15 protein-coding genes are annotated in these 14955 nt (G+C 64.8%); 5 read left to right on the top strand and 10 right to left on the bottom strand.

What is annotated here, in order from left to right; translation table 11 throughout:
* Positions 1-126: 126 nt before the first annotated feature.
* The gene (locus APT63_07135) at positions 127-717 is read right to left on the bottom strand and encodes a hypothetical protein (GenBank protein ID AMA45422.1); all 591 of its coding nucleotides are present in this window, start codon (positions 715-717) and stop codon (positions 127-129) included.
* 194 nt (positions 718-911) lie between these two features.
* Between APT63_07135 and APT63_07130 the strand changes: the two genes are divergently transcribed.
* Together APT63_07130 and APT63_07125 are read left to right on the top strand one after the other, a co-directional pair.
* Positions 912-1577 (top strand): repressor, encoded by a 666-nt coding sequence (locus tag APT63_07130; GenBank protein AMA45421.1) that lies wholly within the window; start codon positions 912-914, stop codon positions 1575-1577.
* A 194-nt stretch (positions 1578-1771) separates the two neighbouring features.
* On the top strand, positions 1772-2023 hold the full coding sequence (locus tag APT63_07125) for a hypothetical protein (protein ID AMA45420.1): 252 nt from the start codon (positions 1772-1774) through the stop codon (positions 2021-2023).
* 52 nt (positions 2024-2075) lie between these two features.
* On the opposite strand, the gene APT63_07120 is transcribed toward APT63_07125, so the two are convergent.
* The 5 genes from APT63_07120 to APT63_07100 form a co-directional block, all read right to left on the bottom strand.
* Positions 2076-4034 carry a chemotaxis protein gene (locus APT63_07120; protein ID AMA45419.1) on the bottom strand — a complete coding sequence of 653 codons (1959 nt, stop codon included), beginning with the start codon at positions 4032-4034 and terminating at the stop codon, positions 2076-2078.
* 222 nt (positions 4035-4256) lie between these two features.
* Positions 4257-5588, bottom strand: coding sequence for an MFS transporter permease (locus APT63_07115; protein ID AMA45418.1), 1332 nt, complete (start codon positions 5586-5588; stop codon positions 4257-4259).
* A 99-nt stretch (positions 5589-5687) separates the two neighbouring features.
* Entirely contained in the window at positions 5688-6626 is a 939-nt protein-coding gene (locus APT63_07110) for a hydroxymethylglutaryl-CoA lyase (protein ID AMA45417.1), read from the bottom strand.
* On the bottom strand, positions 6623-7813 hold the full coding sequence (locus tag APT63_07105; protein ID AMA45416.1) for a carnitine dehydratase: 1191 nt from the start codon (positions 7811-7813) through the stop codon (positions 6623-6625). The genes APT63_07110 and APT63_07105 overlap by 4 nt, the downstream gene beginning before the upstream one ends.
* A gap of 109 nt (positions 7814-7922) precedes the next feature.
* Complete coding sequence (locus tag APT63_07100; protein AMA45415.1) at positions 7923-8828, bottom strand: LysR family transcriptional regulator; 906 nt, start codon at positions 8826-8828, stop codon at positions 7923-7925.
* Positions 8829-9042: 214 nt separating this feature from the next.
* Here APT63_07100 and APT63_07095 point away from each other — a divergent pair, with 214 nt between their 5' ends.
* Together APT63_07095 and APT63_07090 are read left to right on the top strand one after the other, a co-directional pair.
* A complete protein-coding gene (locus tag APT63_07095; GenBank protein ID AMA45414.1) occupies positions 9043-9450 on the top strand; it encodes a hypothetical protein in 408 nt (135 codons plus the stop codon).
* 144 nt (positions 9451-9594) lie between these two features.
* On the top strand, positions 9595-9831 hold the full coding sequence (locus tag APT63_07090; protein AMA45413.1) for a hypothetical protein: 237 nt from the start codon (positions 9595-9597) through the stop codon (positions 9829-9831).
* A gap of 53 nt (positions 9832-9884) precedes the next feature.
* Here APT63_07090 and APT63_07085 read toward each other — a convergent pair whose 3' ends face one another.
* The gene (locus APT63_07085) at positions 9885-10772 is read right to left on the bottom strand and encodes an oxidoreductase (protein AMA45412.1); all 888 of its coding nucleotides are present in this window, start codon (positions 10770-10772) and stop codon (positions 9885-9887) included.
* A 121-nt stretch (positions 10773-10893) separates the two neighbouring features.
* Between APT63_07085 and APT63_07080 the strand changes: the two genes are divergently transcribed.
* Positions 10894-11796, top strand: a complete 903-nt coding sequence (locus APT63_07080; protein AMA47812.1) for a LysR family transcriptional regulator — start codon at positions 10894-10896, stop codon at positions 11794-11796.
* 60 nt (positions 11797-11856) lie between these two features.
* Here the strand turns inward: APT63_07080 and APT63_07075 are convergent, their stop codons facing one another.
* From APT63_07075 to APT63_07065, 3 genes are all read right to left on the bottom strand, one after another.
* The gene (locus APT63_07075) at positions 11857-12411 is read right to left on the bottom strand and encodes a hypothetical protein (protein AMA45411.1); all 555 of its coding nucleotides are present in this window, start codon (positions 12409-12411) and stop codon (positions 11857-11859) included.
* A gap of 357 nt (positions 12412-12768) precedes the next feature.
* On the bottom strand, positions 12769-14256 hold the full coding sequence (locus APT63_07070; GenBank protein ID AMA45410.1) for an NAD-dependent phenylacetaldehyde dehydrogenase: 1488 nt from the start codon (positions 14254-14256) through the stop codon (positions 12769-12771).
* Positions 14257-14388: 132 nt separating this feature from the next.
* Positions 14389-14904, bottom strand: a complete 516-nt coding sequence (locus tag APT63_07065) for a polyketide cyclase (GenBank protein AMA45409.1) — start codon at positions 14902-14904, stop codon at positions 14389-14391.
* Positions 14905-14955 lie beyond the last annotated feature (51 nt).

The raw sequence follows: 14955 nt of genomic DNA, 5'->3' as shown, positions 1-14955 counted from the left end.
GGGGCGAGCCTTTTTGCAGGCACAAAAAAACCGGCTCAGGGGCCGGTTTCTTGATCCGCTTCGCGCTGGGCGAAACTTCGAAAGTGAGGAAATCTTGCCACCAGCCGCACCGGAGCGCAACCCCCCTCACGCACTTTTTTTCATGACCTGCAATGCGTCGATGACCGGCGCCAGCACCACGGCATCGAGGTCCTCGCAGCAGGCGAAGATCAGGCTCACGGCGCCGCCCCAGTTGCGCGTCCAGTTGGTCGACTCCAGCGCCACGCCATAGTGCGCATCCAGCCAGGCGCGGAAAGCTTCCGGCGCAGCCAGCGGGTCGGCGTTGGCCGATTGTCCGCCCTGATGCATGTACCGATAGCGTGCCATGACGCCCTTGACCACGTAGTCGAGCTGCTCGCGCTTGGCAGCCGTCATGCGGGGCGAGCGTTGCTGCACCAGCGTGAACACCACCTCCTGAGCGACCTCCTGGGTGTCGGTGTCCAACTGCGGGCAGTACATGAAGTCGCCGAACGCCTTGAGCGGTCGGCGCAACGTAGCGATGGCGGCCTGGACCCTGCCGGCCAGGGCCTGGTGGGCAGCACGGCCCGCGCCACGCTGCCCAGTGGTGACCTGCACGCGTGTACCCAGCGCGCCCAGGCGCTCGAGCGCGCGACCTTGCTGGTCGGAAGGGGTGTGGTAGCAGTCGTGCCAGGCTTGTCGTGCCGTGTTCAGGCGCATGTCGAGATCTCCGTGGCTCGGCGTTCCGGTCAGGCGCAGGCGGCGCTGGACGCGGAGGCCGAATGGACGCCAAGGCGTCGCGTGTTGAAAGGGGCTCATGACAGGCGCCAGAGGCCGCCTTGATAAGCATGCTTATACTGTAGAAAGAAGCATGCTTATTGGCAAGAGGATAAGCAAACTTATACACTGCCCCCATGAAGACACTCGCCGAACGCCTCAAAGCCGCCCGCCAGCATGCCCAGCTGACCCAGAAAGCCCTGGCCCAGCAGGTGGGCGTGGAGCAGCCGGTCATCTCCCAGCTGGAAACGGGCAAGAACCTGCAAAGCGCGCATTTGCCCAAGATCGCCCACGTCTGTGGTGTGAACGCGATCTGGCTGTCCGAGGCGCTCGGCCCCATGCTGCCCGAGCGCACGACGCCTGCGCCGCAGACCAATGTCGCGCCGACCGAGCAACCCACCCTCACCTTCCGCTACCCGGTGATCAGCTGGGTCGCCGCCGGGGCCTGGGCCGAGGCGGTCGAGCCCTTCCCGCCTGGGTTTTCCGACCGGTACGAGCTGTCCGAATACGACGCCAAGGGCACCGCGTTCTGGCTGGAGGTCAAGGGCGATTCGATGACGGCGCCGGTGGGCCAGAGCATCGCCGAGGGCACGTTGATCCTGGTCGACACTGAGGCCGACGCGCAGCACGGCAAGCTGGTGATCGCCAAGCTGGCGGACAGTAACGAGGCGACGTTCAAGAAGCTGGTCGAAGATGGGGGGCGGCGGTATCTCAAGCCATTGAACCCGGCCTATCCGACGGAAATGTGCGCGGGCGACTGTCGGATCATCGGGGTGGTGGTGCGTGCCTTGATGAAGCTCTGAACCCGAGCGACAGGCACGTTGAAGCGCCAGCCACCCAGGTTTCGGCGTATCTGGGCTAGGCCTTGCGCTTTGTCGGCTGTACGCCGTCTCCACCCGCCAAGACAGGCGTCCAAACAGTCCTACATTTCCGTTGCCAATTTCCTACACCTTCACTACTGTACACATATACAGCAGTAGAAATGGAGGTTCACATCATGCTTCATCAGCCCGACTTCACCCAGACCAAACCCCGCACCTATGAGCAGATCGGTCATCGCGTCCAGCGGCTCATCGCCGACCCGCGCGTCCAGCGCATCCAGAGCATCACGGTGTCCAGACTGCCCAACGAAGACCCGGCAGACTGGCGACGCGTGTTGCAGGAATTGACCGAGACCGCCGGGGTGCGTGTCGACGAAGTGGAGAACGGTGCGGTGAAGATCGGCTGGCGCGACTACTGCGAAGCCTGAGGCCAGCCACGGGCGCCAGGACGTCGTCAGGCGACACCCTGGTGCCCTGCCCTTACACCTTGAAACGTCCTACCAAGGCTTGTTGCTGCTCGGCCAGGCGGGCCAGTTCGCGACTGGTCGCCGCCGTCTGCTCGGCACCGGCGCTGACCTGAATCACCAGGTCGTTGATGTCGTTGACGTTGCGGCTGATTTCTTCGGCCACCAGGGTCTGCTCTTCAGCGGCCGACGCCACCTGAATGTTGCGATCACTGATGGTGGCGATGCCTTCGGCGATCTCCACCAGGCGCTGGCCTGCGCGCTCCACGTTGCTGGCGCCGGTCTTGGCCTTGTCGAGGGTTTCCTGCATCGAGGAGGCTGCCCGGTCGGAACCGTCCTGCAGCTTGCCGATCATCGCCTGGATGCTGACGGTCGACTCCTGGGTCTTCTGCGCCAGGTGCCGGACCTCGTCGGCGACCACGGCAAAGCCCCGGCCCTGCTCGCCTGCCCGGGCCGCTTCGATGGCCGCGTTCAGCGCCAGCAGGTTGGTCTGCTCGGCCACGCCGCGGATCACGTCCACCACCGAGGAGATCGAATCGCTCTCGCGCTTGAGTTCGTCGATGATCGTCGCCGTCTGTTCGGCCTGCTCCGACAACGCCTGCACCAGTTGCACCGAGCGCTCGATCTCGCTGCGGCCCTGGGCGGTGTTGGCGTTGGCCTGCTGGGACATTTCCGAGGCTTCGGTGGTGCTGCGCGCCACGTCCCTGACCGTCGCGCTCATCTGGTTGATGGCCGTGGCGACCTGATCGGTGCCGGTGCGCTGCTGGGCCACGCTCTGGCTGGTCTGCACCGCCACCGCCGACGCCTCCTCGGCCGCGGTCGCGACCTGCGAGGTGGCATTGCCGATCTCCTGGATCACCTGGCGGATCTGCACGGCCATGTTGTTCAGGTTGCTCGCGATCTGGCCGAACTCGTCACGACCCTGATACTGCACGTGGGCGGTCAGGTCGCGCCTGGACAGCGCCACCAGCGCCCCGTTGATGCCACCCACCGCCCGGTTGATCTCGCGGATGATGATGAACGACAACGCCAGCACTACACCCAGCACGATCAGCACCGCGCCCAAGGTCAGCCACAGGCTATGGGCGGCGGCATCGCGGGTATGCAACGCCAGCTGGCGCACGCTCTCGCTCTGGTTGACCTCGACCTTGCCGATCTGATCGATGCGCGCGGTGGCCAAGGTAAACCACGCTTCGGGTTTGACGTTGAGCGGATCACCCAATGGGGTGGTATAAGCCAGCTGCTGCAAGCGTGCCACCTCCTGGGAGCCTGGCTGTTGCAGCACGGCCTCAAGCTCGGCCCGCACCTGGGCCGTGGCACGGCGTTGCGACGTGTCCAGGTAGGCCGAGAATTCGCCGAGGTTGCTGGCGAAGCGCGACAGCAGCCCGGCGTCGAAGCGGTTCTGGCTAAAGGCCAGGCCCAGCAGCACACGCTCGCGCCCTGCCCGCTCCTTCATTTCGATGAACTGGTTGAGCGTGCCCATGGCGCGCAGGATCGTCGAGTTCTCGACACCGGTTTCCAGGGAATGGGTGAAGCCGATCAGCGCTTTGATCAGGCCGGTGAAGCGTGTACCGGACTCGGTGTTGTTGATCGCCTGCCCATCGACCTGCGACCGCAGACTGGCCAACCCGTCCAGCGCGCGGTACGCCTCGGTCAGGTCTGCATCGGCCGGTGCCGACCCGTGGCGCACGGCCTGGACTGCGGCATCGGTCTCCTGGCGATAGGTGACCAGCTTGTCCTGCATGGACTTGCCGCCGCTGCCGAGGAAGACCCCGCTGGCACCGCGCTCGCGCTGCAGGGACGTGATCAGGTTGCTGAACCGCTGCGCCGTCGTGGTGGCTTCGACGGTCTGGTTCATGGTGGTGAGGGTGTGGTACTTGTCCACGACATTGCCGCCGGCGAAGAACAGCAGCCCGAGCAAAGGGAAAATCAGAATGAGCAACAGCTTCGCGCTCAGAGGAGCGTTCTTTAGCATACACGGGCCTTTACGGTAGACAGCTGCGGGTGGCGTACCTTGGCAGGGCCAGGCTCACCGGAATCGACGGATGACCAGGGCCGCACAGGGCCCTGTCGAAATGTCATCGTTCGCTGCCTACCATGTCGGCGGTGCGCCCGCGAACTTTATGCCCCAGCCCGCAGACAGGCCGTGAACGCGTCGCGGCGGCAGAACCCTCGTCGCCGTGAACGCGTGTTCCGGTCAGCGGCTCGGGGCATCCTTGCTGCGCAGACGCTCCGGCAAGGCCCAGAACAGCAAGGCCGCCGCCAGCAGGCTGGTGACGCCGATCACGTACAGCGCCGGGGTGGTGCTGCCGGTGACGTCCTTGATGTAGCCCACCATCACCGGGCTGACGATGCCGCCGAACTGGCCCAGGGTATTGATCAGCGCGATCCCGCCAGCGGCACCGGCACCCGCACCGGCCAGCAGCTTCGGCGGCAGTGCCCAGAACGCCGGGATCGAGGCGATGATGCCCGCCCCCAGCAAGGCCAGGGCGACGATCAGGAAGGTGGTGTGTTGGGCGAAGATGCCGGCGCTGAAGAAACCGATCGCGCCCACGATCACCAGGCCGCAGACGAACTTCCGACGCTCGCCCGTGGCGTCGGACAGCCGCCCGATGACCACCATGCTGATCGCGCCGCAGATGTAGGGGATCGCGGTGAGCAGCCCGATGGCCACCGGGCTCTCGGTACCGGCGCTGCGAATCAGCTGCGGCGCCCAGAAGTTCAGGCCATAGGAGGCGACCTGGATGAGGAAGTAGATCAGCCCCAGCATCAGGAACCCCGGCAGCCTGATGGCCGCCAGCAACGAGCCGTGCGAGTTGGCTTCATGGCTGGCGATGCGGCTGGACAGCAGCGCCTTCTCCTGCGCCGTCAGCCAGGGCGCATCGGCGACGCGGTCCTTGAGCACGCCCAGCACCAGCAACCCCAGCAGTACACAAGGCACACCCCCGAGCAGGAACAGCCAGTGCCAGCCACGCAGGTCGAGCAGCCCGTCCATGTGCCCGAGCACCAGCCCCGACACCGGTGCGCCCAGCAGCCCGGCGAAGGCCGAGGCCAGGAACAGGGTCGAGGTGATGCGCCCGCGGTAGCTCTGCGGGAACCATAGCGTGAGGTAGTACAGCACCCCGGGGGCGAAACCGGCTTCCATGGCGCCGATCACGAAACGCAGCACGTAGAACTGCCATTCGGCGGTGACGAAGACCATCAGCGCCGTGGCGACGCCCCAGGACATCATGATCCGGGCGATCCAGCGTCGTGCGCCGACCTTGTAGAGCATCATGTTGCTGGGCACTTCGAACAACACGTAACCGACCACGAACAGCCCGGCGCCCAGCCCGTAGGCCGTGTCGCTCAAGGTCAGGTCGGCCTGCAGCTGGAACTTGGCGAAGCTGATGTTGATGCGGTCGAAGAAGGCGAACAGGTAGCAGATCATGATCAGCGGCATCAGGCGCCAGGCCACTTTGCGCACGATCGCCTTTTCGGCGCTGGCATCGTCGACGATGCCGCCGAGGGAGGTAGCGGACAGACTCATGTGATTCTCCAGAAGGCTTCCCCGTGGGGTGCCCGATTGTTGTTGTGTCTGGAAAGGACGCGGTGCCGACGCCAGGCAGGGGCTGCCCGGCGTGCGGCGTCACGTGTCCAGGTAGCGCGAGGCGTCGTGGAGGTCGCAGTTGCGTCCGGCCTTCGCCACCTGGCCAGGCAGCTCATGGCCCAGCAGCGCCGGCAGCGTGCGCGACAGCGTGATCAGATGGTCCAGGTCGATGCCGGTGTCGATCCCCATCTCGTCGCACAGGTTGACCAGGTCTTCCGTGCAGATGTTGCCGGAAGCCCCCGGGGCAAACGGGCAACCGCCGAGCCCGCCGAGCGCGGCATCGAAGCGCCGCGCACCTGCCTCGTAGGCGGCCAGCACGTTGCACAGCCCCAGGCCCCGTGTATTGTGGAAATGCAGCGTCAAGGCCGAGGCCGGCACCCGTTCCAGCACACGGCTCACCAGGCGCGTGACCTGACGCGGATTGGCCATGCCGGTGGTATCGGCCAGGGTGATGCCGGTCAGACCCCGTTCGAGGTAGCTGTCGACGATCCGGCACACGTCGTCTTCATCGATCGGGCCTTCGAAGGGGCACCCGAAGGTGGTGGCGATCGAACCGTTGAGGCGCTGGGGCGTGCCCTGCACCAGCGCGACGATGTCGCCAAACGCTGCCAGCGACTGCTCGCGGCTCATGCGCAGGTTGGCGCGGTTGTGGGTCTGGCTGGCGGACATCACCAGGTTCAGCTCGTCCGCCCCCGCCTGCATCGCCCGCTGCGCGCCTTTGAGGTTGGGCACCAGCGCCACGTAGAGCACGCCCGGGCGCCGCTGGATGCCGCTGAACACCGCCTCCCCGTCACGCAGCGCCGGGATGGCCTTGGGTGAGACGAAGGAGCCGGCTTCGATACGGGAGAACCCGGCCTGCGACAGCTGATCGATCAAGGCGATCTTGTCGACGGTCTCGACCCAGGTCGGCTCGATCTGCAAGCCGTCGCGTGGGGACACTTCCTGCACGATCAATCGTTGGCCTTCATTGGACGTCATTGCACCACCCCCGCTTGCCTGAATCGTTGAATGTCGGCCTCATCGAAGCCCAGCCCGTGCAGGACTTCGTCGGTGTGCTGGCCCAGCGCCGGGCCTTGCCAGTTGACCTGGCCGGGCGTGTCCGAGAGCTTGGGCACGATGCCCGGCATCTTCACCGGGGTACCGCCTGGCAACGTGGCGTCGAGCAGCATGTCACGGGCCTGGTAATGAGGGTCGGCGACGATGTCGGCCGCCGAGTAGATGCGCCCTGACGGAACCTCGGCCGCGTCAAGCACGTCGAGCACATGTGCGATGGGGTGCGCCGAGGTCCAGTCGGTGATGGCCGCGTCGAGCATCTCGCTCTGGGGCGCACGGCCGTCGTTGTGGGCCAGGTCCTCGCGCTGGGCCAGGTCGGGCCGGCCGATCGCCTGCATCAGTCGCTTGAAGATCGGGTCGCTGTTACCGGCGATGACCACGAAGGCGCCCTCGGCGGTCGGGTAGGTGTTGGAGGGTGCGATGCCTGGCAAGGCACCGCCGGTCCGCTCGCGCACATGGCCGGTTAGGGCGTACTCGGGCACCAGGCTCTCCATGACGTTGAACACGCTCTCGACCAGCGACACGTCGACCACCTGGCCCTCGCCTTGCCCGGTCTTGACCCGCAGCACCGACATCAGCGCGCCGATGACCGCATGCATGGAGGCCAGCGAGTCGCCCAGGCTCACACCGACCCGCGCCGGCGGGCTGCCAGGCGTGCCGGTGGTGTAGCGAATCCCGCCCATGGCCTCGCCGATGGCACCGAAGCCCGGTCGATCACGGTACGGGCCGGTCTGCCCATAGCCGGAAATGCGCACCAGGGTCAGCTTCGGGTTGAGGGCATGCAGGACGTCCCAGCCCAGGCCGAGCTTTTCCAGCGCACCAGGGCGCAGGTTCTCGATCAGCACGTCGGCCCCTTCGACCAGCTGCTTGACGATGGCGATGCCGTCGGCGGACTTCAGGTTGAGTGCCAGGGAGTGTTTGTTGCGCGATTGCAAGTACCACCACAGCGAGGTGCCGTCGTGCATCTTGCGCCAGGTACGAAGCGGATCGCCCGTCCCCATCGATTCGATCTTGATCACCTCGGCACCGAACTCGCCGAGCAGGCGCGCCGCGAACGGCGCGGCGATCAAGGTACCGATTTCGATGACGCGAAGGCCGCTGAGTGCAGTCATGGGCTGCTCCCTTGTTGTTCTTGGAATGTGCAGCCAGCCTAAGCGAGGCCCCCAGGCCTCGACCAACCGTAAATCCGCAAGACGCCTTCGTGAAACACGAAGGCCCGTATCAGCCGCCTTGCAGGTGCCGGTAGAGCAAGCGGCTCACGGGCGACAGTTCGGCAGGGTCGCGTACGACCAACAGCAAGGTCCGCAGGGCCCAGTCGTCCTGCAAGGCGGCTGCGGTCAACCCCAGGGGCCGGCCGATCAGCTCGAAGGCCTTGCGCGGCAGCACGCCGAGGCCGAGGTTGGCCTGGACCATGCGGCACACCGCATCGAAGCCCGGCACATGGATGCGCAGCCGCAGCGGCTTGCCACAGGCGCGCGCGGCGGCATGGGTGCGCAGGTTGATGAAACTGTCGGCATGCAGCCCCACATGGTCGAAGGCCAGGGTCTGCGCGAAGTCGAGCTGCGATTCGCCGGCCAGGCTGTGCTCGGGCCGCATCACGACCACCAGTTCATCCTGGCGATAGGGCACGGCCAGCAAGCCGTCGATCTCGGTGTCGGCCGAACAGATGCCCAGGTCGGCGAAGCCGTCGAGGATGCCCTTGACCACACCGGCGCTGGGCCGCTCTTCGAGGTTGATCTTGACCTGCCCGTGACTGGCGATGAAGGCCTGCAGGTCTTCGGGCAAGAATTCGATGATCGCCGAGATGTTGGCCAGCATGCGCACATAGCCACGGACCCCGTGCAGGTGCTCGCCGACGTCGATGCTGATCTTCTCGAGATCACCCAGGATACGTCGGGCGTAGTGCAGCAGGGTCTCGCCCGCCGCGGTGAGCAGCATGCCCTTGGCGTTGCGCTCGAACACTTCGATCCCCAACGCCTGCTCCATGTCGTTCAGGCGCTTGCTGGCCGCCGACAGGGCGATCATCTCGCGATCGGCGCCACGGGTGAGCGTGCCCTCCTCGTGGACCGAGACGAACAGCTGCAGGGTGAGAAGGTCGAGGCGGCGGACCAGATGGCGTGGGAGCATGGCGGCGTCTTGGGCGGGAAAAGGCCCCATCCTGACACAAGGAGGCGCTCATGGGCGATGGCCACCTCGGCGGCGCGGTCGAAGGGTATGGCACTGTGGCAGCCTTGTACAAATGCCCGTGAAAGGGCCGAAAGTTGTACAAACAGGGCCATTGGTCCGGGCGATACAACGGGTGGGCGGCTGTCGGCTCAATCGTCTATCGATTGTCTGGCTCATGCTCATGGAAAACACGCTTGTACTGATCATCGAAGACGAGCCATCGCTGCGCGAATTTCTGGTAACGATCGTCGAGGACATCGGTGGCTGCGCCGTGGCCGTCGATACGGCCGACGCTGGCGTCAGCCTGCTGCCGGGGCAGCCGTGGAGCCTGCTGGTGACCGATGTGAACACGCCAGGCCGGGTGGATGGCTGGGACGTGGCCTGGGCGGCCTACAAACAGGACCCTACCCTGCCGGTGCTGGTCACCAGTGGCGGCAATGGCGACCTCAACGGCACGCTGCCGCCCACGGCGCTGTTCGTGTCCAAGCCGTGGTCGCTCGAGCAGATGACGGCGCTGCTGGAGAGTCGGATGTGCAGGGCGGGTGCGCAACGGGAATACGCATTCCAGACCCCTGAAGAGTAGTGCCTGGAGGTCGCCCTGGGTCCTCACACACGCACTGCCTTCGAGTGCCTGACACAGACTTCGTCCTGCGTGGATGAACGTCCAGTATCCGCCCTGAAGCCTTCCATAGTAGCGTTGACCCTCACCTGCCTGGAGACATGCCCGATGAGCCTTCGCAGCTTGGCCAGAAACCTGCCACCAGACCCTGATCGAGCTGGCTGGGTCTTGGGATGGGGCGTGCTGCGCGATCGGCACCCCTGGCATTTCGTCGATGTGTACGCCGACCGGCAGACCGCCTGCATCGAGGCCGAGCGACGCGGCGAGGGGTATGTCGTGGAGTACGGGTCGCACCGGCTCGGCTCGAGCGATTTCATCTGTGGGGTGACCTTGCCCGAGGGGTGAGGACGCAACCTCGCGCTGCCGGCCACGCCTGATTCGAGGGGGGGCCGCCTCCTTTACGCCTTCTCTCCATGCGCCGATGGAGCCAGCGCCTGCAACTCGGCCAGGTCGTCGGGCGCGATCACCAGCGCGGCGGCGCGCAGGTTTTCCTGCAGATGCGCCAGGGAGGACGTGCCCGGAATCAGCAGGATGTTGGGTGAGCGCTGCAGCAACGCGGCCAGCGCCACGCTCGAGGGCGAGACGCCCATCCCAGCGGCGACTCGGGCCAACACGTCCGATTGCAGAGGCGTGAAGCCGCCCAACGGGAAGAACGGTACGTAGGAGATGCCCAGCGACGCCAGGGTATCGATCAATCCATCGTCCCGCCGATGCACGAGGTTGTAGTGGTTCTGCACGCAGACCACCGGCGCGATGCGCCTGGCCTGCTCCACCTGGACGGCTGACACGTTGCTCAGGCCGAGGTGACGGATCAGCCCTTGGTGTTGCAGCTCCGCCAGCGTGGTGAAGGCCTCTTCGAGCGAAGACTCATCGGGCGCATGCTGCGTCCCCCAGGCACGATAGTTGACCACCTCCAACACCTCGACACCCAGGTTGCGCAGGTTGTCGTGCACTGCCTGCCGCAACTGGCCAGGCGCCGCTGCCGGATGCCAGGAGGCATCGTCGCCACGCCGCACGCCGACCTTGGTCGCGAGGGTCAGGTGGGCGGCATAGGGCTGGAGCGCTTCGCGGATCAATCGGTTGGTGAGATGAGGCCCATAGAAGTCTGCGGTGTCGATGTGATCGACACCGGCTTCCACTGCCGCCTGCAGCACGGCACACGCTTGGGCTCGGTCCCTGACGGGGCCGAACACGCCTGGGCCTGCAAGCTGCATCGTCCCGTACCCCATGCGGTGGACGAGGCGATCGCCCAAGAGAAAAGTACCTGCGTGGCTGACGTGGGTCATGTGGATGCGCCTGTGCGATGAAGTGTGCCGGTACTTTAACGGTTGACCGACAGGCCGATAATCCGGTGCAATCGGGACGGGCCGTACGGGAGAGCGAACAGTGGGCGTCGACGTTCAAGACATGCAGGCGTTCGTCAGGGTCGTCAGCGCCGGCGGCTTTCGTGAGGCGGCTCGGCTGGGTGGCATGTCCGCGTCCAGTCTCAGCGACGCCGTGCGGCGACTGGAAGCCAGGCTCGCCGTACGGCTGTTGAACCGCACGACGCGCAGCCTCGTACCCACGGAGGCCGGTAGCCGGTTGCTGGATCGTATCGTGCCGATCCTGGGCGAACTCGACACCGCACTGGACGTGGTCAATGACTTTCGCGACAGGCCATGCGGCACCCTGAAACTCAACGTGCCGCTGAGTGCGGCGCGCCTGGTGCTGCCCAGTCTCATCACGCCCTTTCTCAAGGCCTATCCGGACATCCGTCTGGAGATCGTCGCCGAAGCCAGCTACGTGGACGTGGTGGCGGCCGGATGCGACGCAGGCATCCGCTACGAAGAGCGCTTGGAACAAGACATGATCGCCGTGCCCATAGGCCCGCGCATACAGCGTTGCGCCACGGCGGCCTCCCCGGCCTACTTGGCGCTCAACGGGCGCCCTGAACAGCCCAGCGACCTGCTCGAGCATGCCTGCCTGCGGGGCAAGTTCCCCAGCGGGGCGATGCCGCCCTGGGCCTACGCGCGTGCAGGCGAAACCGTCCTGGTGGAGCCGAGTGGCCCGCTGGTCGTCGGCATCGGCAGCATCGACCTGGCGATACAGGCGGCGATCGACGGTCTGGGCATCGTCCACCTTTTCGAAGAGTGGCTGCGCCCTCACCTGGAAAGTGGTGCGCTCGAACCGGTGCTGGAGCCATGGTGGCAATCCTTCAACGGCCCCTACCTCTACTACCCTGGCAGACGTTACCTGCCCTCCCCTCTGCGCGCCTTCATCGACTTCGTGAAGGCCGCGTCGGCACTGCGGGTTGAAGACGGTACTTACTGACCTGACAACCATGGGTGTACGCGCACCACCCTGCGCCAGAGCTGGCACTGCACGAGCGGCTCAGACGCGTCCGGCCAGCGAGAGCAGGAAGACGATCAAGCCGCCGAAGGTCATGGCAAAGGACGCGATGATCGCCAGCACGAGGCAGACGACCGTCAAGGGCGGCACGTGGGGCGCCACTTCCAGCTGATACTTCGCCCGTATCGTCTCGGGGTTCAGGCAGGTGATCACGACGTCGCCTGGCGCGGCGCAGTCGAACGCGCCCAAGGGCATGGACTGATTCCCGGACATGTCCGTTCTCTGGACGCTGAACAGCGAACGGCCATAGGCGCGATATGCCAATGGCTCGCCACCGGGCGAAGTGGCGACGGAAAACCGGGCGGCGAAATACGCCACGCCGGTGATGAAGGTCAAGGGCGGGATCACGAGGTTGATCACGTACCGGCCTGGCTGCGGCAACGTCAGTGTGCAGGGGCTGGCACTGGCTGCGAACCGGATGCGCACATCAGGAAAGATGATCCGTCGCGCTCGCGCGATGCAGCGCACCAGGCAGTAGAGCCCCAGAAGCATGATGACGGGGGTCGCGATGTTGAGCACTGTGTTCGGGATGGGCACGGCGAATCTCTGTGGGGAGAAAGCGCCATCGTAGTGACGTGGTTCGCACGGGGCAATCGCGCACGCGTACCCGTGGGAGGGAGTGGTACCCGTGGAGCGCTTTGAGAAGGCTCAAGATAAAACCGACGGGCAAAGAAAAGCCCGCTGGGGAAGGCGGGCGAATGTGTTTCACGGATGTGGCTTCATCGTGCCAAGGCCAAGGTGAAAATGTCGTGAAGACAGTGTCGCAAATGTCTTTGATCGAAAAAACCTACCTCTAACGCTTGAAGCCCGTTGAACCGCTTGGCAGCAAAGGGGCTTGCGCCCCCTTCGGCGTCCCTGCCGATCCTGCCGACGCCGTACAGCCGTCTGACGAGGCTAGAACCGCATCATGACGGACTTGAGCTCGGTGTAATCATCGATGAAGGCGCTGCCGAACTCGCGACCGACCCCCGAACCTTTCACGCCGCCAAAGGGTACGGCGGGATCGAGGAAGGTGTGCATGTTCACCCAGACCATGCCTGCTTCGATGCGCGGGACCAGGCGCATGGCCTTCGACAGGTCGTTGGTCCAGACACTCGCCCCCAGTCCGAAGGGTGAATCGTTCATCATGCGCACCAATTCTTCTTCGTCGTCGAAGGGCAGGACCGTCACGATCGGACCGAACGTTTCCTCCTGCAGGAATGGGTCATGCTCATGCTCGGCCTTGATGAGCGTAGGCTCGACGAAATAACCGGGCCGTGAAACCGGTTTCCCTCCGCAGATGACTTGCTGGCGCTCATTGGCACGCGCGAAGAATGCCAGGATCTTGTCATAGTGCGCCTTGTTGGCCAGCGGGCCGAACTGCGCCGACTCATCCAAGGCACCGCCCACTTTCAATGCCCCGAGGCGCTCAGCCAGCTGCGCACAGATCGCGTCGACTTTACTGCGGTGGATATAGAGCCGCTCCGGGGCTGCACAGACTTGGCCTTGATGGACGTAAGCCGTCTGCAAGATCCCCTCGACCGCCGCATCGACATCCACATCGGCCAGAAACGCCGCCGGATTCTTGCCCCCCAGTTCCAGGGTCACCCGCGTCAAGTTGGCATTGAACGCTGCCTTGCCGACCGCAATGCCCGTAGGCACCGAACCGGTGAACGACACCTTGCTCACGTCTGGATGGTTGATCAGTTGCTGACCGATAGCGCCACGTCCGTTGACGATGTTCAGTGCGCCAGCCGGCACGCCTGCTTCGCCGGCCAGTTCGGCGATCCGCAGGAGTGACAGTGGGGTGAACTCACTGGGCTTGACCACGATGGTGCAGCCGCAGGTGAGCGCCGAGGCAATTTTCCAGATGCCGATCATCAACGAAAAATTCCAGGGGGTGATACCAGCGACGACGCCCACCGCTTCACGACGGGTAAAGGCAGCGTACTGTTCACCTTGGAACGAGGGCAGCGAAGGTGTAGCGGTCTGGCCATGGATCTTGGTGGCCCAACCGGCGAAGTAACGCAGGAACACGACGCTTTGCGGCACTTCCAGCTGGCGAGTGAGGTGGATCGACTTGCCGGAGCTGAGCGATTCCAGCTGAGCGAGTTCTTCGGCATTGGCCTCGATCAGATCGGCCAGGCGATTGAGCGCCACACCGCGCAGATAGGGCGAGGTGCTCCCCCAGGTGCCATGGAACGCTTTTTTCGCTGCCGCTACAGCCTGATCGACGAGCGCTTCGCTGGCGTGCGCCACCTGGGTCAACACCGCAGCGGTAGAGGGATCGACGATCTCGATCTGCTCGGCGCTCGGCTCGCTGACGGCACGCCCATCGACGAAACTGCCGGGCGCACTGTCGAGAAAGTGCTGAACGCGGGGAAGCATCTGGATATCGCTCATGGAACCACCTGTAGGCAAGAAATGAATCACGTCACGCAAAAGATCGGTCGAGGGTATCCGGCTCTTCGCTGCGGCACTTGTTCATCGCTGTCAACGATTTGTATCGCCGTGCCAAACGTCACTTGGCGTGTGCTACGTCTTGTCAGGCACCGGAAGTGGCGCATCGCTGTTCCAGGCCGTGACCGGGCGGCTGAAGAGGTTTTCAGTCTGGAAGTGCGCCATGCGCCACGCCTCCTCCTCCAGCTCGAAGCGCACCGTCAGACGTGCAGCATTGAGATGAGAAGCGCCTTCGCTGAACGTGCTGGTCTGGAGCATCATCCAGGTGGCCTGCCCGTGGTCGCCATCGACCTCGATCACCTCGCTGGTCAGGAAGTGCACATTGAGGGCGAAATGCGCTGGCGTCTTCATGTAGGTCGCGAACATCGACCTGATCGCCTCCCGGCCTCGGTAGCCCCCGAAACTGGAGGCGTATCGGGCTCCCTTCCCTTCCCACACGGCATCACGGGTGAACAGCAGCGCCAGCTCATCCAGGGGCGTGGCGCTGTCCAGTGCATCGCACAAGGTCATGTAACGGTTGATGCACACCCGAATGGCTTGCTGGCTTTCAAAGCGGCGCAAGCGCTCGCGAAGGTCGTCGATATCGGTCATGGACAGGCTCCTAGGATCGGTTCCAGGATGGACATGAGGGGCTGGTCAAGA

This window comes from Pseudomonas monteilii, from assembly GCA_001534745.1.
GTDB classification, from domain to species: Bacteria; Pseudomonadota; Gammaproteobacteria; order Pseudomonadales; family Pseudomonadaceae; genus Aquipseudomonas; species Aquipseudomonas alabamensis.
This window is presented reverse-complemented; position numbering and strand designations above follow the sequence as displayed.